Annotated in this window: 26 protein-coding genes and 1 pseudogene; 16 read left to right on the top strand and 11 right to left on the bottom strand. The window is 64.3% G+C overall.

All coding sequences use genetic code 11. The annotated features are described in order from the left end of the window. Positions 1-469: 469 nt before the first annotated feature. Positions 470-681, top strand: a pseudogene (locus LB533_RS02865) (taurine ABC transporter permease); the annotation flags it as partial. A 1,164-nt stretch (positions 682-1,845) separates the two neighbouring features. On the opposite strand, the gene LB533_RS02860 reads toward LB533_RS02865, so the two are convergent. Further along, positions 1,846-2,031, bottom strand: coding sequence for a hypothetical protein (locus tag LB533_RS02860; protein WP_181169343.1), 186 nt, complete (start codon positions 2,029-2,031; stop codon positions 1,846-1,848). Positions 2,032-2,340: 309 nt separating this feature from the next. Between LB533_RS02860 and LB533_RS02855 the strand changes: the two genes are divergently transcribed. The 4 genes from LB533_RS02855 (at position 2,341) to LB533_RS02840 (ending at position 5,610) form a co-directional block, all read left to right on the top strand. Beyond that, positions 2,341-2,703 carry a septal ring lytic transglycosylase RlpA family protein gene (locus LB533_RS02855; protein WP_140639471.1) on the top strand — a complete coding sequence of 121 codons (363 nt, stop codon included), beginning with the start codon at positions 2,341-2,343 and terminating at the stop codon, positions 2,701-2,703. A gap of 231 nt (positions 2,704-2,934) precedes the next feature. Then, entirely contained in the window at positions 2,935-4,212 is a 1,278-nt protein-coding gene (locus tag LB533_RS02850) for a polyhydroxyalkanoate depolymerase (protein WP_140639472.1), read from the top strand. 173 nt (positions 4,213-4,385) lie between these two features. Next, positions 4,386-5,006, top strand: coding sequence for a transglutaminase-like cysteine peptidase (locus LB533_RS02845; protein ID WP_140639473.1), 621 nt, complete (start codon positions 4,386-4,388; stop codon positions 5,004-5,006). Positions 5,007-5,370: 364 nt separating this feature from the next. Continuing rightward, positions 5,371-5,610: a hypothetical protein gene (locus LB533_RS02840; RefSeq protein ID WP_140524470.1), complete on the top strand. Its 240-nt coding sequence runs from the start codon at positions 5,371-5,373 to the stop codon at positions 5,608-5,610. Between the two features lie 192 nt (positions 5,611-5,802). Here the strand turns inward: LB533_RS02840 and LB533_RS02835 are convergent, their stop codons facing one another. Genes LB533_RS02835 through LB533_RS02820 form a run of 4 tightly spaced genes read right to left on the bottom strand, consistent with a single transcriptional unit; the run spans position 5,803 to position 8,541 of the window. Further along, positions 5,803-6,171 (bottom strand): helix-turn-helix domain-containing protein, encoded by a 369-nt coding sequence (locus LB533_RS02835; protein WP_140639474.1) that lies wholly within the window; start codon positions 6,169-6,171, stop codon positions 5,803-5,805. 10 nt (positions 6,172-6,181) lie between these two features. Further along, the gene (locus LB533_RS02830) at positions 6,182-6,712 is read right to left on the bottom strand and encodes a Smr/MutS family protein (RefSeq protein WP_140639475.1); all 531 of its coding nucleotides are present in this window, start codon (positions 6,710-6,712) and stop codon (positions 6,182-6,184) included. Next, complete coding sequence (locus LB533_RS02825) at positions 6,709-7,812, bottom strand: murein transglycosylase A (RefSeq protein WP_140639476.1); 1,104 nt, start codon at positions 7,810-7,812, stop codon at positions 6,709-6,711. Before LB533_RS02825 ends, LB533_RS02830 begins: the two co-directional genes overlap by 4 nt. A gap of 24 nt (positions 7,813-7,836) precedes the next feature. Then, positions 7,837-8,541, bottom strand: coding sequence for a Tim44/TimA family putative adaptor protein (locus LB533_RS02820; RefSeq protein ID WP_140514105.1), 705 nt, complete (start codon positions 8,539-8,541; stop codon positions 7,837-7,839). Positions 8,542-8,754: 213 nt separating this feature from the next. Between LB533_RS02820 and LB533_RS02815 the strand changes: the two genes are divergently transcribed. The 3 genes from LB533_RS02815 (at position 8,755) to LB533_RS02805 (ending at position 10,656) form a co-directional block, all read left to right on the top strand. Continuing rightward, positions 8,755-9,255, top strand: a complete 501-nt coding sequence (locus tag LB533_RS02815) for an FxsA family protein (RefSeq protein WP_140639477.1) — start codon at positions 8,755-8,757, stop codon at positions 9,253-9,255. 366 nt (positions 9,256-9,621) lie between these two features. Beyond that, positions 9,622-10,119 carry a protein-export chaperone SecB gene (secB, locus tag LB533_RS02810; protein ID WP_140491875.1) on the top strand — a complete coding sequence of 166 codons (498 nt, stop codon included), beginning with the start codon at positions 9,622-9,624 and terminating at the stop codon, positions 10,117-10,119. Positions 10,120-10,368: 249 nt separating this feature from the next. Then, complete coding sequence (locus LB533_RS02805) at positions 10,369-10,656, top strand: GIY-YIG nuclease family protein (RefSeq protein WP_140639478.1); 288 nt, start codon at positions 10,369-10,371, stop codon at positions 10,654-10,656. Between the two features lie 112 nt (positions 10,657-10,768). Here the strand turns inward: LB533_RS02805 and dnaQ are convergent, their stop codons facing one another. The 5 genes from dnaQ to LB533_RS02780 form a co-directional block, all read right to left on the bottom strand. Further along, positions 10,769-11,473, bottom strand: a complete 705-nt coding sequence (gene dnaQ / locus LB533_RS02800) for a DNA polymerase III subunit epsilon (protein WP_140639479.1) — start codon at positions 11,471-11,473, stop codon at positions 10,769-10,771. A 255-nt stretch (positions 11,474-11,728) separates the two neighbouring features. Beyond that, on the bottom strand, positions 11,729-12,316 hold the full coding sequence (gene coaE / locus LB533_RS02795; protein ID WP_224676582.1) for a dephospho-CoA kinase: 588 nt from the start codon (positions 12,314-12,316) through the stop codon (positions 11,729-11,731). Further along, positions 12,313-13,155, bottom strand: a complete 843-nt coding sequence (locus LB533_RS02790; RefSeq protein ID WP_140639481.1) for a shikimate dehydrogenase — start codon at positions 13,153-13,155, stop codon at positions 12,313-12,315. The genes coaE and LB533_RS02790 overlap by 4 nt, the downstream gene beginning before the upstream one ends. Further along, positions 13,148-13,747, bottom strand: a complete 600-nt coding sequence (locus LB533_RS02785; RefSeq protein WP_140639482.1) for a Maf-like protein — start codon at positions 13,745-13,747, stop codon at positions 13,148-13,150. Before LB533_RS02785 ends, LB533_RS02790 begins: the two co-directional genes overlap by 8 nt. A gap of 34 nt (positions 13,748-13,781) precedes the next feature. After that, the gene (locus tag LB533_RS02780) at positions 13,782-14,603 is read right to left on the bottom strand and encodes a pyruvate, water dikinase regulatory protein (protein WP_140639483.1); all 822 of its coding nucleotides are present in this window, start codon (positions 14,601-14,603) and stop codon (positions 13,782-13,784) included. Between the two features lie 405 nt (positions 14,604-15,008). Here LB533_RS02780 and hemE point away from each other — a divergent pair, with 405 nt between their 5' ends. From hemE to rho, 3 genes are all read left to right on the top strand, one after another. Continuing rightward, complete coding sequence (hemE, locus tag LB533_RS02775; protein WP_140639484.1) at positions 15,009-16,040, top strand: uroporphyrinogen decarboxylase; 1,032 nt, start codon at positions 15,009-15,011, stop codon at positions 16,038-16,040. Further along, positions 16,040-16,576 carry a protoporphyrinogen oxidase HemJ gene (gene hemJ, locus LB533_RS02770; protein WP_140639485.1) on the top strand — a complete coding sequence of 179 codons (537 nt, stop codon included), beginning with the start codon at positions 16,040-16,042 and terminating at the stop codon, positions 16,574-16,576. The genes hemE and hemJ overlap by 1 nt, the downstream gene beginning before the upstream one ends. 174 nt (positions 16,577-16,750) lie before the next feature. Then, positions 16,751-18,016, top strand: a complete 1,266-nt coding sequence (gene rho, locus LB533_RS02765) for a transcription termination factor Rho (protein ID WP_140491913.1) — start codon at positions 16,751-16,753, stop codon at positions 18,014-18,016. Between the two features lie 180 nt (positions 18,017-18,196). Here rho and LB533_RS02760 read toward each other — a convergent pair whose 3' ends face one another. Continuing rightward, complete coding sequence (locus LB533_RS02760; RefSeq protein ID WP_140639486.1) at positions 18,197-20,218, bottom strand: thioredoxin domain-containing protein; 2,022 nt, start codon at positions 20,216-20,218, stop codon at positions 18,197-18,199. 64 nt (positions 20,219-20,282) lie between these two features. Here LB533_RS02760 and mnmE point away from each other — a divergent pair, with 64 nt between their 5' ends. The 5 genes from mnmE to LB533_RS02735 all read left to right on the top strand — a co-directional run bounded on the left by mnmE (position 20,283) and on the right by LB533_RS02735 (position 26,435). Then, on the top strand, positions 20,283-21,614 hold the full coding sequence (gene mnmE / locus LB533_RS02755; protein WP_224676581.1) for a tRNA uridine-5-carboxymethylaminomethyl(34) synthesis GTPase MnmE: 1,332 nt from the start codon (positions 20,283-20,285) through the stop codon (positions 21,612-21,614). 514 nt (positions 21,615-22,128) lie between these two features. Beyond that, positions 22,129-24,003, top strand: a complete 1,875-nt coding sequence (mnmG, locus tag LB533_RS02750) for a tRNA uridine-5-carboxymethylaminomethyl(34) synthesis enzyme MnmG (RefSeq protein WP_224676580.1) — start codon at positions 22,129-22,131, stop codon at positions 24,001-24,003. Next, positions 24,000-24,632, top strand: coding sequence for a 16S rRNA (guanine(527)-N(7))-methyltransferase RsmG (rsmG, locus tag LB533_RS02745; RefSeq protein WP_224676579.1), 633 nt, complete (start codon positions 24,000-24,002; stop codon positions 24,630-24,632). Before mnmG ends, rsmG begins: the two co-directional genes overlap by 4 nt. 57 nt (positions 24,633-24,689) lie before the next feature. Continuing rightward, positions 24,690-25,490: a ParA family protein gene (locus tag LB533_RS02740; protein WP_140639490.1), complete on the top strand. Its 801-nt coding sequence runs from the start codon at positions 24,690-24,692 to the stop codon at positions 25,488-25,490. Positions 25,491-25,547: 57 nt separating this feature from the next. Further along, entirely contained in the window at positions 25,548-26,435 is an 888-nt protein-coding gene (locus LB533_RS02735; protein WP_224676578.1) for a ParB/RepB/Spo0J family partition protein, read from the top strand. The last annotated feature ends 296 nt before the right edge of the window (positions 26,436-26,731 follow it).

Genomic DNA, 26,731 nt, shown 5'->3' with positions numbered 1-26,731 from the left:
GATGGCTCGCGGCCATCCGTTGCGAAACGCCTGGCGTGCCTCCCGCCGCGCTCAAGCATCCACGACACATAAATTCTAGGGACATGATATACAAGCCAATCGCGATTGATCTTGCTTGATTTTCAAGCCATTGCGGCCAATTTGGACCTGACTTGTGACGCCGGGGACACAAAACTTGGCGCGACGGCCTGAGACTGGTGCCACCAGCGATCGCCGCGATACGTATGGGTATCACCTCTCATCGTCGTCTCCAAGTCTCTATGTCGATAAGCTTACTATACTTAAACGCGAACAAGCGGAACATGTTTTTAAATTCCAATCCATCTGAAGCATGGATTTGCCTTTCAGGCGGCTGCAGCGTGAATTCTCGTTCGCGATCGGAAGCCGTTGCGGTGGCCGAGCTTCCCAAACGATGATCTCTCTTGAAGCGCCATAGCCGCCAAATCCGCCTGGGGATCTCGGCACCGGCGCCGCCCTTGCCGCGGCCATAAATCGTCGGCGTGCCGGTGGGGCTGGCCATCGGCATCAGCACCATCGGCCGTGGCGTCTTCGATCCGCTGCTCGAATTCCTGCGAACGATCCCGCCGCTCGCCTATATGCCGCTGGTCGTCATCTGGTTCGGCATCGGCGAGCCGTCGAAGATTCTTGTCATCGCCATCGCCATGCTGGCGGTTCGCCTTGCGGATTGCGTCGGTCTGGGCCGCTTGCGTGTTCGTCCTTTCGGACGAAGGCCACGGACCTGTTCTCTCTCCCCCACCCGACCGGCCGGTTTTGACCTCATCTTATGCGGCCTGATTTGCCGCTCTGCGCTATCTGCCGCCGGCCCCACCATTGCCACCCGTTCCTCCAGTACCGCCGGTGCCAGCAGCGCCTCCGGTGCCTCCCGTGCCGCCGTTGCCGAACAAGCCGCCAGCGCTGCCTCCAGTCCCGCCAGTGCCACTGCCGGACAAGCCTCCGGTGCCTCCGGACCCTAGCACGCCGCCCGTGCCACCTGCGCCACCATTGCCGAACAAGCCGCCAGCGCTGCCCCCAGTCCCGCCAGTGCCACTGCCGGACAAGCCTCCGGTGCCTCCGGACCCTGGCACGCCGCCCGTGCCACCTGCGCCACCATTGCCGAACAAGCCGCCAGCGCTGCCCCCTGAGCCTCCGGTACCTCCGGCGCTGCCAGTGCCTCCAGTTCCTCCGGTGCCACCACTGCCGGACAACCCTCCGGTGCCTCCGGACCCTGGCACGCCGCCCGTGCCGCCCGTGCCACCATTGCCGGACAAGCCGCCAGCGCTGCCCCCCGAGCCTCCGGTACCTCCAGTACCTCCAGTACTGGTGCCGCCGTCACCGGACACGCTTCCAGCCTTGCCTCCTGTACCGCCATTGCTGCCCGTAGCTCCGGACCCCGGCGCGCCGCCACTGCCTCCGGTGCCACCCACGCCGCTCGAGCCCTCCGCGCCTTGGCCACCGGTACTGCCTCCGCGATCTCCGACGCGGCTACTCCCGGCGGAGCCGCCAGCCCATGGAGAACGCTCGCTCGGCTTGGTACTTGACGCCGTCAATATGCAAATCCCGTCGGCGTGCATCTGCGGGATAGATGAGCCAGGTACTGAAGCGCAAAGCGTTTCGAACTGGGCTCTGCTGATCAACATCTTACGCGCGGATAGTTCCGCGTGAGCGTTAGTCGGCAGGATAGGCGAAATTCCAAGCAATATCGCCGCACCAATCGCCCAGTCCTTCGGAAGTTTGCTTGCCATCGCCATCGGAAACTCCAACTAACCGGCCTATATAAAAGCAATACCTAATATAGATGGTGCATTATACATCGAAAATAATCAAAACAAAGGACTTATCGGAGGCTCAACTGCGCGAACGGTTCGCCCACACCAGGCCGGCGAGACCGAGCAGCATGACGACGATGCCGATGGTGAGCCATTGCGACTGGCCGGTCATGAAGCTGCCGCCGATCGCGCCGATGCCTTGCAGCGACCACAGCGCGCCGACGGCCACCACAATCAACGCCAGCAAATTTTTGGTCAGTCTCATTGCCGGATTCTCCTTCCGAAGTCGATCGGTTGCATCGCCGCCGTCGCGATGAAAGAGGCAAAGGAATCGGGTCAAGCGCAACACCTTCTACTTGGATGTTGCCGCTCGATCTTGTCAAACAAGACATGGATGTCGACTGGAACATCATCGTGACTTGATCGCGGATCACCGAAAAATCACTGACAGACTGTTACCGGGCGACTCTAAACGTGTGCCGATGCCATGGAACTGCCAGATGATTGCCGCATTTCGTGCCTTATTGTCTCCGTAACGGCTGGGGTCTGTCAAAAACGGAGCCATCCCCCAGATATGAATAACAACAACCGGACCGCGCTTGTCGCGGGGACGATCGCTGCTGGCCTGATGGTCGGCGCCTCGGCCACTCCAGCCGCCGCCGCCCAGTGCGGCCGCGCTTCCTGGTACGCCCTGCACTCGCGCACCGCATCGGGCGAACGCATGAACCCATCGGCGATGACCGCCGCGCACCGCACCCTGCCTTTCGGCACCAAGCTGCGGGTAACCAACAAGAACAACGGCCGCAGCGTCGTGGTGCGCATCAACGATCGCGGCCCCTTCATCCGGGGACGCGTGCTCGACCTGTCGAAGGGCGCGGCCGGCCAGCTCGGCTTCATCGGTTCGGGCCATACCGCGGTCTGCATGGCGCGCGTCTGACCACGTTGCCCGGCCGAGGGGCCGGGCCGCCTGGCGGGCCTTCGCACCTGCACAATGCGCCGGCTTGTACCGTCCGAGGCTGATTTCCAACGCTTTGGACCAAGAATGCGTATAGATCACGCCCTGTGACGTATTGCATCGCAGCAATTAGTTGTTAACTTCCCCGCGAGACAGTTAGGGCCAGGCGCTGCTCGCCGCCCCTTCGGTCGCAGGCCGCAGCGGGGTAAACGGATGTTCTACCAGCTCTATGAAATGAACCACGCCGCCCTGCAGCCGGCACGCCTCTATGCCGATGCGGTGCGGCTGTTCTACTCCAACCCGCTCAATCCGTTCTCGCACACCTCATGGGGCCGCTCGATCGCGGCGGGCGCCGAGCTGTTCGAGCGCACCACACGCCGCTACGGCAAGCCGCAATTCGGCCTCGACAAGACGGTGGTCGACTGGAAGAGCGTGGCAGTGACCGAGAAGACCGTCTGGTCGCGGCCGTTCTGCAACCTGGTGCGTTTCGAGCGCGCCGTGCCTGCCGGACGGCGGCGCGATCCGAAGCTGCTGATCGTGGCGCCGATGTCGGGCCACTATGCGACGCTGCTGCGCGGCACCGTCGAAGCCATGCTGCCGCATGCCGACGTGCACATCACCGACTGGATCGACGCTCGCATGGTGCCGCTGGCCGACGGCCAATTCGATCTCGACGACTATATCGACTACATCATCGAGATGCTGCACACGCTGGGCCCCGACACGCATGTGATGGCGGTGTGCCAGCCTTCCGTGCCGGTGCTGGCGGCCGTGGCGCTGATGGAAAGCAAGGGCGACCCCTTCGTCCCTTCGACGATGACCCTGATGGGCGGGCCGATCGACACGCGCCGCAACCCGACCGCGGTCAACCTTCTGGCCGAGGAGAAGGGCATCGACTGGTTCCGCGACAATGTCGTCATGCGCGCGCCCTGGCCGGTGCCGGGCTTCGGCCGCGAAGTCTATCCAGGCTTCCTGCAGCTTTCGGGCTTCATGAGCATGAACCTCGACCGCCACATCATCGCCCACAAGGACTTCTTCATGCACCTTGTGAAGCATGACGGCGACAGCGCCGAGAAGCACCGCGACTTCTACGACGAGTATCTGGCGGTGATGGACCTGACGGCGGAGTTCTACCTGCAGACGGTCGACACGGTGTTTGTCCGCCATGCCTTGCCCAAGGGCGAGATGACGCATCGCGGCACGCCGATCGATCCCTCGGCCATCCGCAATGTCGCGCTGTTCACGGTGGAGGGCGAGAACGACGACATTTCGGGCCTCGGCCAGACGCGGGCGGCGCACGATCTGTGCGTCAACATTCCCGCCGACAGGAAGGCGCATTACATGCAGCCCGCGGTCGGCCACTACGGCGTCTTCAACGGCTCGCGCTTCCGGTCCGAGATCGTGCCGCGCATCGTCGACTTCATCACCAGCTATGGCCGCCAGAACCGGGTCGCGGTGAAGCCGAAGCTGGTCCGCACCGCCAAAAGATAGGCAGCCGGCATTGCCGGCCCGATAGCGCCGGACAGGCCGGGCAGGCCTGTCGCACGGGTGCCGCTGCCATGCGTCTCGCGGGTAACCATGTCGCAAATCACCCAATCGTGGTAATTGACACGGACTGTAGATCGCCCTTAACCTTTCATTAATAACAAGGGCGAGCGGGGACAATGAATTCCTCACCAATGGCGCGAACGCTTCGTGCGTGCGCAGTAGCCGGACTGGCGACAATGATGGGAGGCTGGGTTGCGCCGGCCCTGGCGGCTGGAGCGATGACGACCGGCGGTATCGCGTCGCAACCGATCGGCCACTATGATTTCTGCAGGCTCAATGCCCGCGAATGCGCGATCCGTCCCGGCAATCTTGCGCCGGCCGCCATGACGGACAGGTTGTGGAGCAAGCTGGCCAAGGTCACCGCCAGGGTGAATGCCGCCGTCAAGCCGATGAGCGATATGGACATCTACGGCAAGGACGAGGTCTGGGCCTATCCCGCCAAGGGAGTCGGCGACTGCGAGGATTATGTGCTGGAAAAGCGGCGCCTGCTGTCCCGGATGGGCATATCGCTTGCCGATCTTCTCATCACCGTGGTGCGCAAACCCGATGGCGAAGGGCACTCGGTGCTGACGGTGCGCACCGACAAGGGCGACTATGTGCTCGACAATCTGACCGACAAGGTCAAGGCATGGGACCAGACCGGCTACCGCTTCCTCAAGCGGCAGGCGATCGACAACACCGGCCGCTGGGTCTCCATCCGCGGCGGCCAGCAGGTGCTGGTGGGGTCCGTGCAGTAGGACAGCGGCGGCTCCCTTGCTTCGTCATTCCCGGGCGGAGCAGGAGCGAAGCTCCGTCGCGGAGACCCATCAATGCGGTCCGCAGCGGTCCAAGACCGGGGTTCTTTTCACAGACATCGCCCGCCCTTTTTTTGCACCGTCGCGGCGCTCGCCGTTCGCGGCATGGAATCCTCGGGTCTGCGCCTCCGCTTCGCTTCCGCTGCGCCCGTGGATGATGAAAGCGGGGAGGCTTCGCGAACTATGCCGACCCGTGCCCGAGCGCTCGCCACGCACCTGCGAAAACTTTCTGCATCCCTCCGTGAGCCATTTTCGGCCCGGCCGGCGACACACAGCCGTGAACCGAAACCAACCATGGAGACTTCAAATGACTGCTTTCCTGCGCAACACTCTTCTCGCCGCCGTCGCGGTGTCGGGCATGGCCGGATCCGCTTTGGCCGACCAGACCATTCCGAGCTGCGCCAACACCAACCTCAACGACCTGTGGAGCGGCCGCTGTTGCGGCGCCGCCGGCGCATCGGACTGCCTGGGTGGCGGCAATGGTGGCCGTGGCCATGGTGATCACGGCCGCGGCGGCAATGGCGGCAGCACGGCCGGCAAGAACTGATCTCATCACGGCTGCCCGCCGGCTGCTGCTGGCGGGCAGCGTTTTGCGATCGGGAGCTAATGCATGTCGCCCAAAAGTGACCTCGGTTTTGGGAGAACGACATGCATAAAAACAAAGACCTAAAGCGCGTCGCATGAATCCGTTTCGACGCGACGCGCTTTAGAGCCGCCGCGAGAGCCGGGCAAACCCGGCCTACCGCCGCCGCCCCAGCGCCGCCCGGATAGAGGCGGTTATGCCGCGCAGTTCCTCCTCGTCGAGCTTTTCGATGTTCTCGGCCAGGAGGTTGGCAAGCTCGGTCGCGGCCGGGCTCAGGCCCGACGTGTCGAGCCTGACGCGCGGATGCGAGCCTTCGGCCAGTCGCGCCAGTTCCTCGGCGTCGTCCCAGATGATGTTGAAATAACCAATGATCTTCTGGATCAACGTCCAGGTCGGCGCGCCGCGCCTTCCGTGCTCGAGCGCGGACAGATAGGCGGCGCTGACGCCGATGGCGGCGGCCATGTCCTTCTGGGTGACGCCGCGCTCGGCCCTCAGCGCCCGCAGCCTCTCGCCGAACGGGGTCACGACCCCATCCTCACGACCGGACCCGCCGCAGCCTGACATAGAGCGCGCCCGAGCCGCCATGATTGCGCGCGGCGTGGTCGTGACTGGAGACCAGCGGCCGGAACGCGGGCGTCGACAGCCAGGCCGGCACAGCGCGGCGCAGCACGCCGTCGCCGCCCGACGACGAGCCCTTGCCGGTGATGACCAGGACGTAACGGATGCCGCCGGCATGGGCGCGGCGCAGGAAGGAGAACAGCAGCGAATAGGCTTCGTCCTGCGTCATGCCGTGCAGGTCGACCCGGCCTTCGATGGGCAGCCGGCCTTTCGACAGCTTGTCCAGCGTCGGCTCGTCGAGCGCATGGGAGACATGCTGGGCCTTCGGCTTAGGCGCGCCGGCCGGACCGGCAACGGGCGGGGCTTTTTGCGTCGGCGCCGGCTTCGCCTCGATGCCGAAATCCGGAACGGGCACGGCGGCCTTGCCTTTCAGCGGCTTGGCCGTGCGCGCCACCAGGTTCCACAGCACCCGGTCGTCCTCGCTCAGCCTCTCGGTGCGGCCGGTCACGGCTTCGACCCCGAGACGAGCGGGCGCGGCACCAGCGCGTAGAAATCGGCCGGATTGCGCACCACGCCGGCGATCTCGCCGGCGGCGTCGCCCGAGCCGGCGAAGAGATCTCCGCGCGCCGGCCCGGTGATGGCGGAACCGGTGTCTTGCGCGATCATCAGGCGCCGGAACGGTTTTACCTCGAAAGCCGTCAGCGATGGCGCATCGACGTAAAAGGGCGTGCCGAATGTGTGCAGCAGCCGGTCGACGGCGATCGAGCGGCCCGGCGTCAGCGGCACCTTGGCGGCAGCGATCGGCCCGAGCGTTGCGTCCTCGACCGAGGCCTCACGGAAGAAGATATAGGAGCGGTTGCGCCACAGGATCTCGTCGACGCGGCCGGGATGCGCCCTGAACCAGGCGCGGATCGACTGCATCGTCACTTTTTCCAGCGGGATCTCGCCGAGTTCGCTCAACACCTTGCCGGGTCCGGTGAAGCGCTGGCCGGACTTGGCGGCATAGGTGACGCGGCACAGCCGGCCGTCGGTCATAAGAAGCCGCGCCGCGCCCTGCACATGGATGAAGAAGGCGTCGACCTTGTCGGCCAGCCAAGCGATTTCCAGGCCCTTGCCGGCGAGCGCGCCGCGCTCGATCGCGCCACGATCGAAATATTCGGCCGGCCCGTCCGGCGTCCGGCGCGCGAAAGCGAGATAGGGATCCATTGCGTCGGGCCGGTTGGCGTCGTCGATGTCGACGAGATCGGCGGGACGCGACAGCAGCGGCACGGCAAAACGCTCCGTGCGCACCGGCGAGGCCTCGACCTCCGGTTCGTAGAAGCCGGTGACGAGGCCGGCGCTGGTCTCCGGGCGCACCAGCATGGGGACGAAATGACGCTCGAAGAAGCGCCGCGCCTCCGACCGGCTGGCAGGAGGCGCCGCCCGCGCCTCGGCATAGGCACCGGCAAAGGCGTCAAAATCGACGCCGAGCGCGCCGCTGCGATAGGGCTTGGCCAGGACATGGAAGGCGGAGCGGCGAAAGGCTTCGAAGGCCGCCAGATGGTCGTCGTCATCCCAGCCGGGCAGAGCGCCGAAGGATCTTTCGCTGAATGCCTGATGGAAGGACACGACAGGCCCGCCGCGGTCGGGGATTCAATCTTCTTCTTCGGTGGCGACGAGCTTCCAGTTCGGATCGCGCGAGCGCGTGTCGCGGGCGAAGGTCCAGACGTCCTTGACCTCGGCGACGGTTTCGGGGTCGCCGTCGATGACCGCACCGGCCTTGTCGCGCGTCGCCGAAATCAGCTCGCTGATGATGCGCAGCGTGACATGCGCCTCGCCGCCCTTCATCTCGGCCGAGACGATGTCGGCCTTGTCGATGCCGACGAAGGAAGACTGGATCTTTTCCGACCGCGCCTCGCGCTCGCCGATCGCGGCGACGAAACCGTCATAGACGTCGCGCGACAGAAGGTTCTTCAGCGTTTTGCGATCGCCGTCGGCATAGGCCATGACGATCATCTCGTAAGCCATCTTGGCGCCGTCGACGAAACCCTTCGGGTCGAAGGACGGATCGTTGTCCTTGATCGTGCGCAGGCCCTTGTTGAGGTCGGTGCCGGGCTTGGCAAAGGCGTCGATGGCCGCATAGACCTCGCCGGCCGGCTCGCCGGGCTGGCGCTTGCGCGGCAGCGACACGACATTCTCGGATTTCTGCGCATCCTTGTCGCCGGTCCGGGCGGCGGTATAGGGGTCGAAAGGCGGCCGTTCGCTGCCGGTACGACGGCCCAGCACATTGCGCAGCTGGAAAAAGATCACAACTGCCGCAATCAGGAAGAAAATCGTGCCGAAGTCGAAGAAGCCCATATCTTCCGCCAATCAATCCTGCCCTCGGCCGGACCGCCCGGCCAACAGGGCAGCGGTCGCATAGCGTTCAACATGCAAACCATATAGAACGCAAGGCGCAATCATTCAAATCAAAGGCAGCCATACCTATCTAACAGCCTCGGCGCCAGCGGCCGGCGGCCGCTGGCAGGCAAAACAGACCAACGCCAGAACGATCGGAAGGATCGGCAAGACTTGCGCATTTCGTTATTTCCCGTTTTTCTTCTGGCGCTTCCGCTGCTGGAGATTGCCGGCTTCGTCATAGTCGGGCGCCAGATCGGCGCGCTGGCGACGGTCGGCCTGGTGCTCGCCTCGAGCATCGCCGGGGCGCTGCTGCTCAGGCGTCAGGGTTTTGGCGTCATGAGCCGCATCAGCACCGAGATGGGCGCCGGCCGCGATCCGAGCCGTCAGCTCGCGCACGGCGCCATGATCGTGCTCGCCGCAATCCTACTGATCATCCCCGGCTTCATATCGGACGTCTTCGGCATTCTCCTGTTCCTGCCGCCGGTGCGCGACCTTGCCTGGCGCAGGCTCAAGGGCCGCATCGTGGTGGCGACGAATTTCTCGGGCGGCGGCTTCCGCGGCCGGCCGCGCGACAGGGTCATCGACCTCGAAGACGGCGATTATTCGCGCGAAGACGATTTCAAGCGCGGGCCGGACCACAATTCGCCATGGCGCCGCCTGAAGGACGACTGAGGCGCTGCCTCCCCTCGTCATCCTGGGGCGAAGCAAGGAGCGGAGCGACGCGCGCAGACCCCAGGATCCATGCCGTGACGTGGAAGCGCTCTGACGGTGCTGAATTTCGTTCTACTCTAACCGTGGAAGTCGGTCGCGGCACCGGTCACTGGCAAGGTGTGCATTGGCTATTTTGGGCCGCTTCATTCTCCGGCCGATGTAACGGCATGGATCCCAGGGTCTACGCTCCGCTTCGCGTCGCTTCGCCCTAGGATGACGACGCGACAAGCAAGGCGGCAAACCTTGTCTTGTCATGCCGGCCATGGTAGCGAACGCCCGATTTCAATTCGGTCAGCAATGCTGCCCAGGCAAAAGGACACAAGGCTCATGGCCAGCAAAGATGACGCGCCGGTCGGCGCCAACGGAAACGGCAACACGGCGCAGCCCTCGCTCAACGTCCTTGCCCAGTATGTGAAGGATCTTTCCTTCGAGAGCCCCGGCGCGCCGAACTCGCTGCGCGGCCGCGACAAGGCGCCCGGCATCGCCATCAACGTCAACGTCAACGCCAATCCGCTCTCCGACAAGCAGTTCGACGTCAATCTGACGCTGAACGCCAAGGCGTCCTTCGACCAGGAAGTGCTGTTCAACGTCGAGCTGGTCTATGGCGGCGTTTTCGCCATCAGCGGCTTCCCGCAGGAACACATGCTGCCGATCCTGTTCATCGAATGCCCGCGGCTGCTGTTCCCGTTCGCCCGGCAGATCATCGCCGAGGCGACGCGCAATGGCGGCTTCCCGCCGCTGATGCTCGACCCGATCGATTTCGCGCAGATGTTCCAGCAGAAGCTGGCCGAGGACCAGGCAGCGTCGAAGGTCCAGGTGAGCTGAGGCGACGATAGCGGCAATTACAAGGAACCCGGCCTTTGTGCCGGGTTTTTTTGTAGGTGGGGTTGCACCAACATTCACCGTTCGTTGATGAACAATCGCCAACATTGGAGACTAGCCAAAATGATCCGTCCTTCGTCATCCTAGGGCGGAGCAGGAGCGAAGCGACGTCGCGGAGACCCTAGGATCCATGCCGTGACGTTGGCCATAGGGGTGCGGCCGATCAGAATGGCACGGGCAGTATCCTGAGTAATGACCGGCTACGTTTACATGATCGCAAACCAAAAGCGTGGCACGATTTATATCGGCGTCACCAATGACCTCGGTCGCCGCATACCGGAGCACAAATTCGGCCAGGGTTCCCGCTTTACCAGCCGCTACGTCGTGCAGCGGCTGGTGTGGTATGAGGAATTTTTCGACATCACTGACGCCATCCAGCGCGAGAAATCACTAAAGCGCTGGCCGCGTCAGTGGAAGATCGACCTGATCGAGAAGACCAATCCAGAGTGGTTCGAGCTTTTTCACGGGACGGGATGGTAGGCTAGGTTTTTGCACCCCCGGAGCACTACACGACCGTCACGGCATGGATCCTAGGGTCTCCGCGACGTCGCTTCGCTCCTGCTCCGCCCTAGGATGACGAAGGTGTGGAGTATCACCCAGCCATAATCTTCAGCCAAAGCGCCTTCTCGCCAAGCGTGGCGATCATGGCCGCGTGCGCCGCGCGCTCGGCTTCGCTCAGGCGCGGGGGGAGGGCGATCGGCCGCGCGCCGACCGAGATGTCGATGTCTGCCACTTCGCCCGCGCCGTTCATCTGCACGGCAACGGTGTCCAGGATCAGAGCCGTCTGCTTGCCGCCGATCAGCTCGATGTAGACTTCGGCCAACAGCTCCGAATCCAGCAAGGCGCCGTGCTTGGTGCGCCGCGCATTGTCGATGCCGTAGCGCCGACAGAGCGCGTCGAGCGAATTGGGACCCATCGGATGCCTGCGCCGCGCCAGCGCCAGCGTGTCGACGACGCGGCCGATGTCGACGGCCGGATGGCCGAGCCGGCCGAACTCGACATTGAGGAAGCCGATGTCGAAGGTGGCGTTGTGGGCGACCAGCTTGGCGCCGTCGGTGAAGGCGATCCACTCCTCGACGATCTCGGCGAAGGACGGCTTGCCCTGCAGGTCCGCCATGCTGATGCCGTGCACGGCCTGAGCCTCGGCGTGGATCGAGCGGCCCTGCGGGTTGATGTAATGGTGGAAGGTCCTGCCGGTTGGAAAGCGGTTGACCAGCTCGACGCCGCCAAGCTCGATGATGCGGTCGTCGCGCATGTCGAGGCCGGTGGTTTCCGTATCGAAAATGATCTCACGCATCGAATCAGTCGCTCCTGGTGAGCAGAATCGTGAGAGCGGAACAAAATGGCAATGGGCAATGGCCTTTTTCCTTCTCCCCTTGTGGGAGAAGGTGTCGCCGAAGGCGACGGACGAGGGGTGTTCCAGGGAACGCCAACGCCTCATTCCGCTGGAGCACCCCTCAACCGTCTCGGCGCTGCGCGCCGATGCACCGCCCTGGGGCGAGCCACGGGTCTCGCCCCGTCCTTCGGACCCCACAAGGGGAGAAGGAAAGCGTCAGCGTTCCCCGGAGACTTTCGCGATGATCTCGGCGACCTCAGCCCGCGCGGCGTCCAGGCCCTGGCTGGTGTCGATGACGAAATCGGCGCGGCGGCGCTTTTGCGCATCCGGCACCTGGCTGGCCAGGATGGAGGCGAGTTTCTCTTCGCTCATGCCGGGCCGCGCCAGCACGCGCTGGCGTTGGACTTCGGCCGGCGCGGTAACGACGACGACCCTGTCGACCCGATCGCGGCCGCCGGTTTCGAACAGAAGCGGAATGTCGAGGACGGCAAGCGGCGCGCCGGCGGCGCGGTTGCGCGCCAGGAACGCGTCGGCATCGGCGCGCACCAGCGGATGTATGATCGCTTCCAGCCTTTTCAGCGCGGCCGCATCGCCAAGCACCCGAGCGCCGAGCTTCGCGCGGTCGACGCCTCCGGCGCCGGTGGTCCCGGGAAAGGCGGCCTCGACCAGCGGGGCTGCCTTGCCGGCATAGAGGCGATGCACCGTCTCGTCGGAATCGTGGACCGGCACGCCGGCATCGGCAAACATTTTTGCGGTGGTCGACTTGCCCATGCCGATCGAACCGGTGAGGCCGAGAACGATCATGGTTTTGGCACCAGATCGGCTTCAATGAGCGCGCGCAATTCGGGTGTGACCCGGGGCCGCACGCCGAACCAGCGCTCGAAACCCGGAACCGCCTGGTTGAGCAGCATGCCGAGGCCGTCCACCGTCTTCAGCTTGCGCGCGCTTGCCGCGGCAAGCAGCGGCGTCTCGAGCGGCACATAGACGATGTCGGTGACGATCGCGTGGTCCGGCAAAAGGGCCGGGTCGGCGGCCAGACCCTCATTGCCTTGCATGCCGAGCGCCGTGGTGTTGATGAGCAGGCCGGCATCGGCAAGCAGTTCACCGGTCGCCGCCATGCCATGCGCCGAGACACCGGCGCCGAACCGGTCGCGCAATTCCACCGCCCGGGCAAGCGTGCGGTTGACGATGCGGATATCGCTCATGCCACGCTGCTTCAGCGCGTGGATGACGGCGCGCGAGGCCCCGCCAGCGCCGAGCACCACCGCCGGGCCAATGGACGCCCAGCCCGGCGCATGATCGTCGAGATTGGCGGCGAAGCCATGGCTGTCGGTGTTGCCGCCCCAAAGGCGACCGTCCTCCAGCCACAGCGTGTTGACGGCGCCGATCTGCTGGGCTGCCCCATCGCGGCGCTCGACCAGGGCGAACGCCGCCTCCTTGTGCGGGATGGTGACGTTGCCGCCGAGATAACCGCTCGCTTGCAATGTCTTCAGGAATTCGGTGAAATCCTGCGGCGCCACGTCGATCGCCTGGTAGCTGCCGTCGATGCCGTATATGGCCAGCCAGTGGCCGTGGATCTTCGGCGAGCGCGAATGCTTGATCGGGTGACCGGTGACGAAGGCCTTTTTGGTCGCCTCAGCCATCGATCGCTCCCAGCGTGCGCAGTTCGGCCAGCAGCGGCAGCAGCGGCAGGCCGACAATGGTAAAATGATCGCCCTCGATCTTCTCGAAGAGCTGGATGCCTTCGCCTTCGACCTGGTAGGCCCCGACGCTCGACAGCGCCCTTGAGCCGACGCGCGCCAGATGGCGGCCGATGAAGGCCGGATCGAGCTTGCGCATGGTGAGGCTGGCTATGCCGACATGGCGCCACAGCACCCCGCCGTCGCGGACCAGGACCGCGGCGCTGTTGAGCTGATGGGTCTTTCCCGACAGCGCCAGCAGATGGCGGCGCGCCCCTTCCATGTCGGTTGGCTTGTGGAACACCTCGTCGCCGAGCGACAGCGTCTGGTCGCAGCCGAGCACCAGCGCACCGGGCCTGCGCTCGCTTACTTCGGTGGCCTTGGCCTCAGCCAGCACCAGCGCGACATCCTCGGGCGAGGCGCCGCTGCCTTGCAGGGGCGCCTCGAGCGCGCGCTCGTCGACCTCAGGCGCAACCGCCTCGACGTCGATGCCGGCAGCGAGCAGCATCGCCTTGCGGAATGGGCTGCCGGAAGCGAGGATGATTTTTTCGGTCATGGGCGTCTCGTTCCTTCGCGCCAGCGTTCCGGACCTAGCGCGTCTTCCCCCGCAGGGCAACGATGGCCGCCGCCGTTTCCTCGATCGAGCGGCGGCTGACGTCGATCATCGGCCAGCCGTGGCGGGTGCAGATCTGGCGGGCATAGGCGAGTTCCTCGTTGATGGCGGCGCGGTCGACATAGTCGGTCGGCACATAGGCGCTCGAGTTGCCGAGGATGCGGTTCTGGCGGACATGCGAGATCCGCTCGGCGGTGGCGACGAGGCCGACGATCAGCGGCGTCCTGGCGTTGACCAGGCTTTCGGGCACCGGCACGCCGAGCACGATCGGAATGTTGGCGGTCTTGATGCCTCTGTTGGCGAGATAGATGCTGGTCGGCGTCTTGGACGTGCGCGAAATGCCGACCAGCACGATGTCGGCATCGTCCATATTGGCCGGCAACTGGCCGTCATCATGCTCCATGGTGAAGTTGAGCGCGTCGATGCGGCGGAAATATTCGGCGTCGAGGACATGCTGGGCGCCGACGCGGCGGCCGGCCGGCGTGCCCAGATAGGACTGGAAGACGGTGAGCACCGGCTCCAGCACGGAGACGCAGGGCAGGCCCATCGCGGCGCAACGCTCGTCGATGCCGCGCGCCAGCTTCTGGTCGACGACGGTATAGAGGATGATGCCCGGCTCCTCCTCGATGTCCTCGAACACTTTGGCCACCTGTTTTTCGGTTCGGATGAGCGGGTAGATGTGCTCGATGGCGCGCGCATCCTTGTATTGGGCCGAAGCCGCGCGGCCGGCGGCGAGCAGCGTTTCGCCGGTGGCGTCGGAGATCAGGTGCAGGTGGAAGAAGCTCTGGGGTTTGTTCACAGGGTTTTACCTAGGGCTGTGGGCGGATGTGGATAAAGCAGGGTTCGGAAAACCCGCCGGCCGGAGCGACTGTATCAGATGCCGGTTTGTCCACAATTCGACGCGCTGTAGGCTTCGTCGGGCGGCTGGGGACAAGTCCGTGGACGAAGATTTTTGCCTTTTGTCTGTCCACAGGACCAGCCTGCAGGATCGCTGCTCTAGCGTATTGAGTCCAATGGAAGATTCCGGCTCGTCCCCAGAACCCTGCAAGGGGCGATTGGAAATGCGCGACAATATGCTTGCTGGTGTTTTGACGGCCAAAGCGGGACAGGTGACAACCACCACAACCAACAGACTCTTAGAATCAGAAGATTCTCTAGAAATAAGATATTTGTTTAAGGGAAAGCCGGGAGAGGCGAGCGCTCTATGCCTGCAAGACGGATCATGCTGGACGTGCTGAAGGGTGAGACGGTGTTTCCGCCGCCGCTCTGGATGATGCGCCAGGCCGGGCGCTATCTGCCGGAATACCGCGAGACGCGCCGACGCGCAGGTTCATTCCTCGACCTCTGCTATGATCCCGACCTTGCCTTCGAGGTGACCATGCAGCCGATCGAGCGCTTCGGCTTCGACGCCTCGATCCTGTTCTCCGACATCCTTGTCGTTCCGCATGCGCTTGGCCGCGACGTGCGCTTCGAAGAGGGGCGAGGGCCGCTGCTGACGCCGATCACGGCGGCTGAAATCGCAGCCCTGGACAGCACGGTGTTTCACGTGAATCTCGAACCGGTCTACGAGACGGTTCGCCGGTTGCGGGCGAAACTGCCCGATGAAACCACCTTGATCGGCTTCTGCGGCGCGCCATGGACGGTGGCGACCTACATGATCGCCGGGCACGGCACGCCGGACCAGGCGCCGGCGCGGCTGTTCGCCTATCGCGAGCCGGCGGCGTTTCGTCAGTTGCTCAAGGTGCTGGCCGATCATTCGGCCGCCTATCTCATCAGGCAGATCGAGGCTGGCGCCGATGTGGTGCAGATATTCGATTCCTGGTCCGGCGTGCTCGACGATGCTTGTTTCGAGCTGTTCTGCGTCGAGCCGGTGGCCGAGATCGTCAGGCAGGTTCGAGCGGTCCATCCCGATGTGCCGATCATCGGTTTTCCGAAGGGCGCCGGCACGCGCTACCGCAGCTATCGCGAGAAGACCGGCGTCACGGGGCTGGGGATCGACTGGACGGTGCCGCTGGAGACAGCGAAGGCGTTGCAGCGGGAAGGAGCCGTCCAGGGCAATCTCGATCCACTGCGGCTGGTCGCCGGCGGCAAGGCGCTGGCCGACGGCGTCAGCGCGATATTGGAGAGCCTGGGAAGCGGACCGCTGATCTTCAATCTCGGCCACGGCATCACCCCGGAAACGCCCATGGCCCATGTCGAGGCGATGGTGAAACTGGTGAGGAGCGCGACACGCTGATGGCCGGAATGAGCAACACCAACAGCACGGGCCAGGCGATGATGCGCATGGTGATCGGCATCGCCGCTTTGGTCGTGCTGACGGCGCTGCTGTTTCTGGCAGCGCCCGACGGCTTTTATCTCTGGGCCAAGGCGATCCATGTTCTTGCCGTCATCTCGTGGATGGCGGGCATGCTCTATCTGCCGCGGCTGCTGGTCTATCACGCAGACGCCGAGAAGGGTTCGGTGCAGTCGGAGACCTTCAAGGTGATGGAGCGCCGGCTGCTGCGCGGCATCATCAACCCGGCGATGATCGTCACCTGGGTGTTCGGCCTGTGGCTGGCCTGGAAAGGTTTCGGTTTCCAGGGCGGCTGGCTGCATGGCAAGATCGCGCTGGTGCTGGTTCTGTCGGGCATCCACGGCTATCTGGCCGGCGCTGTGCGAAAATTCGCCGAGGACCGCAATGAAAAGCCCGCGAGGCACTGGCGGATCGTCAACGAGATCCCCACATTGCTGATGATCGCTATCGTGATCCTGGTCGTCGTCAAGCCGTTATGAACCTTCAGACCTCTCTCACGACTTGCTAAAAGGCGGCTTGCTCTTTCAGCCGGCCGACGATAAAAGACGGGTCTTCCTTCCCGTCATGCGCCGCCCTTCATTGCTTTTGGCCGCGCCCGGCATTTATCGCATCCCGCCGATTTCCTCCCAAAAGCCTACCCAGAGTCTATCCTAATGCAAGAAATGAAACTCACCGAGTTCAAGAACAAGAAACCGCCAGAGCTGATCGCCTATGCCGAATCGCTCGAGGTGGAGAACGCCAGCGTCATGCGCAAGCAGGAGCTGATGTTCGCAATCCTCAAGAAGCTGGCCGCCCAGGACATCGAGATCATCGGCGACGGCGTGGTCGAAGTCTTGCAGGACGGTTTCGGTTTCCTGCGCTCGGCCAACGCCAATTATCTGCCGGGTCCCGACGACATCTATATTTCGCCCTCGCAGATCCGGCGCTTTTCGCTCAAGACCGGCGATACGGTCGAAGGGCCGATCCGCAGCCCGAAAGAGGGCGAGCGCTATTTCGCGCTGCTCAAGGTCAACACGATCAATTTCGACGATCCCGAGAAGATCCGCCACAAGATCCACTTCGACAATCTGACGCCGCTCTATCCGACCAAGCGGCTGAAGATGGAGATCGATAACCCGACCTCCAAGGATATCTCGCCGCGCGTGATCGACCTGGTGGCGCCGATCGGCAAGGGACAACGCGCGTTGATCAACGCGCAGCCGCGTACCGGCAAGACGGTTCTCATGCAGAACATCGCCCACTCGATCACCGCCAACCATCCGGAATGCTACCTGATCGTGCTTCTGATCGACGAGCGGCCGGAGGAAGTGACCGACATGCAGCGCTCGGTGAAGGGCGAGGTGATCTCCTCGACCTTCGACGAGCCGGCGGTGCGCCACGTGCAGGTCGCCGAGATGGTCATCGAGAAGGCCAAGCGGCTGGTCGAGCATGGCCGCGACGTCGTCATCCTGCTCGATTCCATCACCCGTCTTGGCCGCGCCTACAACACCGTGGTGCCGTCCTCGGGCAAGGTGCTGACCGGCGGCGTCGACGCCAACGCGCTGCAGCGCCCGAAGCGCTTCTTCGGTGCTGCCCGCAACATCGAGGAAGGCGGTTCGCTAACCATCATCGCCACGGCGCTGATCGATACCGGCAGCCGCATGGACGAAGTCATCTTTGAAGAGTTCAAGGGCACCGGCAACTGCGAAATCCAGCTCGACCGCAAGGTCGCCGACAAGCGCATCTACCCGGCCATGGACATTCTGAAGTCGGGTACCCGCAAGGAAGACCTGCTGGTGCCGCGCGCTGACCTGCAGAAGATCTTCGTGCTACGCCGCATCCTGGCGCCGATGGGAACGACCGACGCGATCGAGTTCCTCATCGACAAGCTGAAGCAGACCAAGACCAATGCGGACTTCTTCGATTCGATGAATACGTAAGCGGGCAAGGCGGGCCTCGCTTTCGTCATCCTCGGGCTTGACCCGAGGATCGATGCCGTCTCCCCGGAGGGTGCGACGGGAGCAGAACTGGCACTGTTGCAACGCTCTGATGTCACGGCATGGATCCTATGGTCTGCGCCGCGTCGCTTCACTCCTTGCTCCGCCATAGGATGACGAACTCTATCGTCTTCGCCGCAAAAATCCTTCCAGTTCATCACCATCCGTGATGACCGGCAGACACACCTGCCCCGTACAGAGCCACGCACCGGGCTTGTCCGTCGGCGGCAATACTCCACCCGGCAAGGAAGCTCGATTCGCCTGCGTACCGATCGCCAGCACAATATCCACCCGACGCGGATCGGGATTGCGATTCGCGACCGGAGCGAGCCCTGGATTCGCCAGATCGTCCACAAGCACCAGCTTTAGCGGCTCTATGGCGAGCGCCGAAGCGTTGACGATGCCGGCCTGGCCATAGGCCTGGTGCGCCGCGCGGCCGGCGGCGTGTTCGGCGACTTTCGTCGCTTTCTCCTGCAGGTCGAGATCGCCGGTCAGCGCGGCGAGCCGGACCAGCGCCTCGATGACCTGACCGGTGACCGACGCAATAGCCTCGTCGACGTCGCCCCTGATGCGGATCGGCACGTCGGTGCTGTCGGATGCGGTGAGATAATAACCGGTGCCGTCGGCATCGGCATGCCAGCGGTCGAGCTGCTCGACGAATTGCCGGGCCCGATCGGCGTAGCTCCAGTCGCCGGTGGCTTCGAACAGGGCGATCGCCGCATTGGCCATCGCCGCATAGTCGCTCGACAGGGCCGGGAACAGTTTCTTGGGGCCGAGCATGGAATGGGGCAGCCGTCCGCCCTCGGCGGAGGAGGCGATATGATCGAATGCGGCCTTGGCCGCGTCGATCCAGTCTTGGCGCGCCAGCGCGCGGCCGGCCTCGGCGAGTGCCAAGATCATCTGGCCGTTCCAGTCGGCGAGGACCTTGCCGTCGCGGCCGGGCCTGACGCGCCGTTCACGGACCGCCAGCAGCCTTGACTTGAGAGCGGCCAGAAGCGGTTGCTCGGCAATGCCTTGCACCTGCTGGGCCGGCGTCTGGTGGATGACAGGCTTGCCTTCCCAACCGGGTGGGCTGGAGAGCATGAAGTGATTGAAAAACAACGGAGAATCGTCGCCGAGCGCGGCCTCGATCTCTTCCCGGCTCCAGGTGTAGAAAAGGCCCTCCTCGCCCTCGCTGTCGGCATCGAGACTGGCGGCGAAGGCGCCGCCCTCGACGCGCATCTCACGCAGCAGCCAGTCGACGGTCTCCTCGATTCGGACCCGGAACAAATCCTTTCCGCCCGCGGCGTAGGCCCAGTTGCAAAAACGGATGAGCTGCGCGTTGTCGTAGAGCATCTTTTCGAAATGCGGCACCAGCCATTGCGCGTCCGTGGAATAGCGGCTGAGCCCGCCGCCGACATGATCGTAGATGCCGCCGGCCAGCATCCGTTCGAGGCTCAACAGGACATCGTCGCGGTGACCGGCATTGCCGTCGCGCAGCCACGACAGCCACAGTGTCTGCATGAACGGCGCGTTGGGGAATTTCGGCGCGCCGCGCAGGCCGCCGAGATCCTTGTCGATCATGCCGTCTATGCCTCTGGCGAGCGCGGCCAGCGTGTCGCGGTCGAGCGCGGTGCGGGCATGCGCTCCTGCGAGCCGGGTCTCGACATGCGAGGTCAGCCCATCGGCGCTCTGGTTCAGGCTTGCTCTTTTCTCGCGCCAAGCCTTGTCGATCGCCTCCATCACCTGAATGAAGCCCGGGCGGCCATAGCGCGGCTCGCGCGGGAAATAGGTGCCGCCCCAGAACGGCTTGCCCTGCGGCGTCAGGAACATGGTCAGCGGCCAGCCGCCCTGCTCGCCCATCGAGGACAGCGCCGCCATATAGATCTGGTCGATGTCGGGACGCTCCTCGCGGTCGACCTTGATATTGACGAACAGACGGTTCATGACGGCGGCGACGTCGTCATTCTCGAAGCTTTCATGGGCCATGACATGGCACCAGTGGCAGGCGGCATAGCCGACCGACAGCAGGATCGGCCGATCCAGCACCCTCGCCTCGTCAAGCGACGCCGGCGACCAGGCCCGCCAATGCACCGGATTGCCGCTGTGCTGCTGCAAATAGGGGCTGGCTTCGTCGGCAAGCAGATTTTGCGCAGGCAGTGTCACAATGAGCGGTCCGGCGAAACAGGGGTTGGATAGTGAAGCTAGGGCGGTCCAACAAGGCGGGCAAATGATTTCGGCCGACACCATCGTCGCGCTTTCCAGCGGGCGCCTGCCCGCCGGCGTCGCCGTCATTCGCATTTCGGGGCCAAAGACTCGATTCGTTATCGAAACGATTGCCGGCGGCATGGTTAAGAGCCGCGTGGCCAGCCTGCGCAGGCTGCGGGAGCCCGATGGGGGCGTGCTAGACAACGGCCTGGTGATCTTTTTCCCGGGCCCCGGTAGCTTCACCGGCGAGGACGTGGCGGAATTCCAGGTGCATGGCGGCCGCGCCGTGGTGGCGAGACTGTTGGAGACGATCGCCGGCTTCGAAGGCGTCAGGCACGCCGAAGCGGGCGAGTTCACGCGCCGGGCCTTCCTCAATGGCAAGGTCGATCTGGTGAGGACGGAGGCGCTGGCCGATCTGGTCAACGCCGAGACCGAGGCGCAGCGGCGCTTCGCGGTGCAGAATGCCGAGGGTGCGCAGGCCGAGCTTTATCTGAGCTGGCGGCAGCGGCTTATCCATGCGCGCGCCATGATCGAGGCCGAGATCGACTTTGCCGACGAAGACGACATTCCCGGCTCCGTTTCGGATACGGTCTGGTCTGATGTTTCGGCGCTGATCGGGGAGATCGAGCGCCACATTGCCGGGTTTCGTGCCGGTGAAATCATCCGCGACGGATTCGAGGTCGTTATCCTCGGCGCCCCGAATGCCGGCAAGTCGAGCCTGTTCAACGCTTTGGCGCGGCGCGATGCAGCTATTGTAACGGATGAACCGGGCACGACGCGGGATCTGCTCGAGATCGTGCTTGACCTCGAAGGCCTGCGGGTCAGGCTGACCGATACCGCCGGCCTGCGCGATACCGCCGGCAAGGTGGAAGCGATCGGCATCGAGAAGGCGCGAGCCAAGGCGCATGGCGCCGACCTCTTGCTTTTGCTCGAGGACATCGCCGACCCGCATCCCCTTGCTCTGCCACGCGAGGGTATCACGACATTGCGCGTGGGCACCAAGCTCGATCTGGTGCAGGAAAGAGCCCCCGCCGGCCTGACAGGTGGTTATGATCGCGTCATTTCCACCAAGGACGGGACAGGCGTGACGGAACTGCTGGCCGAAATCGCCAGGCTCGCGGCTGCGCAGGTCGGCGAAGCGGGCGACATCCTGCCTTCGCGGCTTCGCCATGTCGAGTTGCTCAGGGAAGCCAATCGCTTCCTGCTGCGCGCGGCCAAGAGCCCGGACGCCGGGCAGGAACTGCGCGCCGAGGATCTGCGGCTGGCCGCCGACCGGCTCGGCCGTATCGTCGGCGCGGTCGATGTCGAGGACATGCTGGATGTGATTTTTTCGCAGTTCTGCATCGGGAAATGATTCACGTGGAACATCGTCGGGGTGCGGAGGCTTCCGTCGCCATACGGGGAGAAGGTGCCAGCGGGCGGATGAGGGGCAGCGCTGACTTCGGCTCCTGTTACTCCGGACCCGGCCGATGACTCACGTGAAACAGGGGGCTCTCCGGCCCGGCGCTGTTTCACGTGAAACGGCTGCGCCGGGCCAATCGCCGGCGTCGGCGCTGCCCCTCACCTGCCTGCCGGCATCCTCTCCCATAAAGTGACCGGGAGAGGGATGCTGTCATCGCCGGCTTCGCCAATCGCTAACGTTGCAAGAATGAGCGCCGGCGTTGCGGCCAATTCCCTTCTCCCGTCACTATACAGGGAAAAGGTGCCCGCAGGCGGATGAGGGGCGGCGCCGACCTTAGCGCTTGACTCACGTGAAACACGCAACGAGGTTGGCCGTCCTGTTTCACGTGAAACTCCCGCGAAGTTTCTTGACACCGTCCCGCTGCGGGGACATCTCTCCACCAAACTTTGAATCCAGGGCGTTTAAAATGACCGATCACTATGATGTGGTTGTGGTGGGTGGCGGCCATGCGGGCAGCGAGGCGGCCAGCGCGGCTGCGCGTGCTGGCGCCAGGACAGCGCTGGTGACGCTGCGTTTCGACACGATCGGCGTCATGTCCTGCAATCCGGCCATCGGCGGGCTCGGCAAGGGCCATCTGGTGCGCGAGATCGATGCCATGGACGGGCTGATGGGCCGGGTGGCGGACGCCGCCGGCATCCAGTTTCGCCTGCTCAACCGGCGCAAGGGGCCAGCCGTGCGCGGCCCGCGCACCCAGGCCGACCGAAAGCTTTACCGGCTCGCCATGCAGGAAGCGATTCGCGAGCAGAACGATCTCGACGTGGTCGAGGGCGAGGTGCTCGATTTCGACATCGACGATTCGGGGTGCCTGCGCGCCGTTATCCTGGCCGACGGCCGGCGCCTTGCCTGCGGCGCGGTGGTCCTGACCACCGGAACCTTCCTGCGGGGGCTGATCCATATCGGCGAGAGGAAGATCGTCGCCGGCCGCATGAACGAACAGGCGAGCCTTGGGCTATCGGCGACGATGAGCCGCGCGGGCTTCAAGCTCGGCCGCCTGAAGACGGGCACGCCGCCGCGCCTCGACGGGCGAACCATCGACTGGGCGTCGCTTGAAAGCCAGGCGGCGGATGACGATCCGGTGCCGTTCTCGCTGATGACCGACCGCATCGAGACGCCGCAGATCGAGTGCGGCATCACGCGCACGACCGCGGCCACGCATGAGCTGATCCGCGCCAATCTCGGGCGCTCGGCCATGTATTCGGGTTCGATCGAAGGCGTCGGGCCTCGCTACTGTCCGTCGATCGAAGACAAGATCGTCAAGTTCGGCGACCGCGAAGGCCACCAGATTTTTCTCGAACCGGAAGGCCTGGACGACGACACGGTCTACCCGAACGGCATCTCGACCTCGCTGCCGGAGGAGGTGCAGCTCGAAATCCTGAAGACCATCCCGGGGCTGGAACGCGCGGTGATGCTGCAGCCCGGCTATGCCATCGAATACGACCATGTCGACCCGCGCGAGCTCAACCCGACGCTGGAGACCAAGCGCGTCGCCGGCCTGTTCCTGGCCGGGCAGATCAACGGCACGACGGGCTATGAGGAGGCCGCCGCGCAAGGCCTGCTGGCGGGCCTCAATGCCGCAAGGCGGGCGTCGGGCAGCGAGCAGGTCGTGCTCAGCCGCACCGAAGCCTATATCGGCGTGATGGTCGACGATCTGACCAGCCGCGGCATCAGCGAGCCCTACCGCATGTTCACCTCGCGCGCCGAATTCCGGCTTTCGCTGCGCGCCGACAATGCCGACGAGCGGCTGACGCCGCTGGCTGCAAGTCTGGGTATGGCATCAGCCGGGCGGATGCGGCGGTTCGGTGCGGTGGAGCAGCGCCTCGACGAAGCGCGCCGGCTGGCGCTCGGCGTCAAGCTGACACCCAACGAGGCGGCGCGCCATGGGCTGGAGGTCAATCGCGACGGCGTGCGCAGATCCGCCTATGAACTGCTCGCCTATCCCGGCGTCGATGTGGCCTGGCTGGCCCGGATCGATGGGAATTTCGGGACGATCGACGCCAGGACGGCGGAGCGCCTCGAAACGGAAGCGAAATATTCGGTTTATCTCGATCGCCAGAAGAGCGACGTCGCCCAGATTCGGCACGAGGAAAGCCGGCTCATCCCCGAGACGCTCGACTTCGCCGAGGTTCCGGGACTGTCGAACGAGTTGAAGCAGAAGATGCGTGCAAGGCGGCCGCGTTCGGTTGCCGACGCGCAGCGCATGGAAGGCATGACGCCGGCGGCGCTGGCGATCATCGTCGCTCATATTAGGCATTCCGAAAGCGCGCAAAGGGACGTCGCGTGAGCGCTGCTTCCTGGGAGAGCCTGCGCAACGCCGCCGGTCCGGTTTCACGTGAAACATTCGATCGCCTGGTGGCGTTCGAAGAGATGTTCCAGAAATGGAACCGCAGCATCAATCTCGTCGCGCAGTCGACGGCGGGCGATGTCTGGCAACGCCACATACTGGACAGCGCGCAGCTCTGGCGAATCGAGGACAAAGCGCGGCGATGGGTCGATATCGGCTCGGGCGGCGGATTTCCGGGACTGGTGCTGGCGTTCCTGCTTGCCGAGCATGACGGCGCCAGCATCGACCTGGTCGAAAGCAATCGCAAGAAGGCGGGATTCCTGCAAGCCGTCGTCGGCCAGTTCGGGCTGCCGGCGCGTGTCGTGGCGCGCCGCATCGACGAGAGCCATGCGCTTGTCGAGGCACCGGAAATCGTCACGGCGCGGGCGCTGGCGCCGCTTTCGACCTTGCTCGAGCTGGCGGGACCGTGGCTGATGGCTGGTGCGCGCGGGCTGTTCCACAAAGGCCGGGATTACCGCGCCGAAGTGCAAGAAAGCGTTAACCGCTGGAGCTTCGATCTGGTAGAACATCCAAGCATGACCGACCCTGGCGGCGTCATCCTTGAACTGTCCAATGTGCGACCTGTCTGAACAAAGACCTGTCCGAATCCGTGTTGGCGACCCAAAATGAATTCCTGGCATAGACCCATGATGAAGAACGGCCCTCGAATCATCACCGTAGCCAACCAGAAGGGCGGTGTCGGCAAGACCACCACTGCCATCAACCTGGCCACCGCGCTGGCGGCGATCGGCGAGAAGGTGCTGATCGTCGACCTCGATCCGCAAGGCAATGCCAGCACCGGCCTCGGCATCGACCGCAAGGACCGGACAGTGTCGTCCTATGACGTGCTGACCGGCGAGCTGGAGCTTGAGGAGGCGGCGATCCCGACGGCGGTGCCCGGCCTGTCGATCGTGCCGTCGACGCTCGATCTGCTCGGCATCGAGATGGAGATCGCCTCGGCGCCGGACCGGGTGCTGCGGCTGCGCAACGCCCTGCGCGCCGCATCTGGGCGTTCGGCCGGGTTTGGCTATGTGCTGATCGACTGTCCGCCGTCGCTCAATCTCTTGACCTTGAATTCGATGGCGGCGGCCGATTCCGTTCTGGTGCCGCTGCAATGCGAGTTCTTCGCGCTGGAAGGTCTCAGCCAGCTGCTCGAAACCGTCGAGCAGGTGCGCCGCTCTATCAACCCGGATCTCACCATCCAGGGCATCGTTCTGACCATGTATGACGGCCGCAACAACCTCGCCAACCAGGTGGTGCAGGACGTGCGCGAGCATATGGGGGACAAGGTCTACGAGACCATCATTCCGCGCAATGTGCGGGTGTCAGAAGCGCCGTCCTACGGCAAACCGGCGATCCTCTACGACCTCAAATGCTCCGGCAGCCAGGCTTATCTGCAGCTTGCGTCGGAAGTGATCCGCCGCGAGCGTAAATTGCGCGCCGCTTAACAAGCGGCCGCGCATGGAGCAAAAGCCGATTCGACACCGAAACAATCTGGAACCGAAATGAGCGAAGACCTTTCGAGAAAAAGACTGGGCCGCGGGCTGGCGGCGCTGATCGGCGAGATCGACCGTCCGAGCGCGCCGGAGAAGCCTGCCATGAGTGCCGACGGCAAGGTGCCGATCGAGTTCCTGACGCCCAATCCGAAAAACCCGCGCCGGCATTTCGGCGACGCCGAGCTGACCGACCTGGCGCAGTCGATCCGCGAGCACGGCGTGGTGCAGCCGGTGGTGGCGCGGCCTTCGCCGGCACAGGCCGGGCGCTACGAGATCATCGCCGGCGAGCGGCGCTGGCGTGCCGCGCAACGCGCCGGATTGACCGAGATCCCGGTCATCGTGCGCGAGGTCAACGACCGCACGGCGCTGGAACTGGCAATCATCGAGAACGTCCAGCGCGCCGATCTCAACCCGGTCGAGGAAGCGCTCGGCTATCAGCAGCTCATCGACGATCACGGCTACACCCAGGCCGATCTCGGCCAGGTCATCGGCAAAAGCCGCAGCCATGTCGCCAACACGCTGCGGCTGTTGAAGCTGCCCGACGTGATCCGCGACATGCTGGTCGACGGAGCCTTGTCGGCGGGCCATGCCCGCACGCTGGTGACGGCGGAGGACCCGGCGGGGCTTGCCAAGCGCATCGTCGAGGAAGGGCTCTCGGTGCGCCAGGCCGAAGCGCTGGCGCAGATGCCGGCCGGTCCGACGCCGGCCAAGCCGAAGCAGGCGAAAAGCGCGCCGGAAAAAGACGCCGACACGCTGGCGCTGGAAAAGCTGATGACCGGCACGCTCGGCATGATCGTGACCATCGACCACACGAACAAAGGCGGCGAGATTCGCGTGGCGTACCGGACGCTGGAGCAGCTTGACGAGCTGTGTCGGAGATTGAAACAAGAGCGGTAGTTAGCCGGCGAACTTCAACGAAGCGGAAGCTACAACGCAGGGAAAACGAGGGCTGGCTGTCCGCCAGCCCTTTCGTTTGAAGCGGTGGCGATCGGCGAAAAAACAGCGCCATCAGTATCTGTCGCCAGCCGCGCTCGCGGCTTGACAGTGCCCGGCAACGGCGTAACCTCTATTAGACAAGGCTTAAATGAATTGCCCTGGCGTGCCGGTCAGTCGCGGCGAGGGCTATCTGCCATTCCTGCAACAGGCGTGAAATGGCACCGCCTCGCCAAAGCGACATGCCGACGCGCGCCTGA

The organism is Mesorhizobium sp. BR1-1-13 (genome assembly GCF_020165515.1).
In the GTDB taxonomy this organism is placed as follows: Bacteria; Pseudomonadota; Alphaproteobacteria; order Rhizobiales; family Rhizobiaceae; genus Mesorhizobium.
Note: the sequence above shows the minus strand (reverse complement) of the source record. Positions and strands in the feature narration are given on the sequence as shown.

Bases quoted from the DNA above. Each gene is read 5' to 3' on its own strand.
- dnaQ (WP_140639479.1), bottom strand. From the start codon at position 11,473: ATGCGTGAGATCATTTTCGATACGGAAACCACCGGCCTCGACATGCGC.
- LB533_RS02790 (WP_140639481.1), bottom strand. From the start codon at position 13,155: ATGGCTGAGGCGACCAAAAAGGCCTTCGTCACCGGTCACCCGATCAAG.
- LB533_RS02845 (WP_140639473.1), top strand. From the start codon at position 4,386: ATGAATTCCTCACCAATGGCGCGAACGCTTCGTGCGTGCGCAGTAGCC.
- LB533_RS02740 (WP_140639490.1), top strand. From the start codon at position 24,690: ATGATGAAGAACGGCCCTCGAATCATCACCGTAGCCAACCAGAAGGGC.
- secB (WP_140491875.1), top strand. From the start codon at position 9,622: ATGGCCAGCAAAGATGACGCGCCGGTCGGCGCCAACGGAAACGGCAAC.
- LB533_RS02735 (WP_224676578.1), top strand. From the start codon at position 25,548: ATGAGCGAAGACCTTTCGAGAAAAAGACTGGGCCGCGGGCTGGCGGCG.
- rho (WP_140491913.1), top strand. From the start codon at position 16,751: ATGCAAGAAATGAAACTCACCGAGTTCAAGAACAAGAAACCGCCAGAG.
- LB533_RS02805 (WP_140639478.1), top strand. From the start codon at position 10,369: ATGACCGGCTACGTTTACATGATCGCAAACCAAAAGCGTGGCACGATT.
- LB533_RS02785 (WP_140639482.1), bottom strand. From the start codon at position 13,747: ATGACCGAAAAAATCATCCTCGCTTCCGGCAGCCCATTCCGCAAGGCG.
- hemE (WP_140639484.1), top strand. From the start codon at position 15,009: ATGCCTGCAAGACGGATCATGCTGGACGTGCTGAAGGGTGAGACGGTG.
- mnmE (WP_224676581.1), top strand. From the start codon at position 20,283: ATGATTTCGGCCGACACCATCGTCGCGCTTTCCAGCGGGCGCCTGCCC.
- LB533_RS02850 (WP_140639472.1), top strand. From the start codon at position 2,935: ATGTTCTACCAGCTCTATGAAATGAACCACGCCGCCCTGCAGCCGGCA.
- LB533_RS02840 (WP_140524470.1), top strand. From the start codon at position 5,371: ATGACTGCTTTCCTGCGCAACACTCTTCTCGCCGCCGTCGCGGTGTCG.
- LB533_RS02860 (WP_181169343.1), bottom strand. From the start codon at position 2,031: ATGAGACTGACCAAAAATTTGCTGGCGTTGATTGTGGTGGCCGTCGGC.
- LB533_RS02820 (WP_140514105.1), bottom strand. From the start codon at position 8,541: ATGGGCTTCTTCGACTTCGGCACGATTTTCTTCCTGATTGCGGCAGTT.
- mnmG (WP_224676580.1), top strand. From the start codon at position 22,129: ATGACCGATCACTATGATGTGGTTGTGGTGGGTGGCGGCCATGCGGGC.
- coaE (WP_224676582.1), bottom strand. From the start codon at position 12,316: ATGATCGTTCTCGGCCTCACCGGTTCGATCGGCATGGGCAAGTCGACC.
- LB533_RS02855 (WP_140639471.1), top strand. From the start codon at position 2,341: ATGAATAACAACAACCGGACCGCGCTTGTCGCGGGGACGATCGCTGCT.
- hemJ (WP_140639485.1), top strand. From the start codon at position 16,040: ATGGCCGGAATGAGCAACACCAACAGCACGGGCCAGGCGATGATGCGC.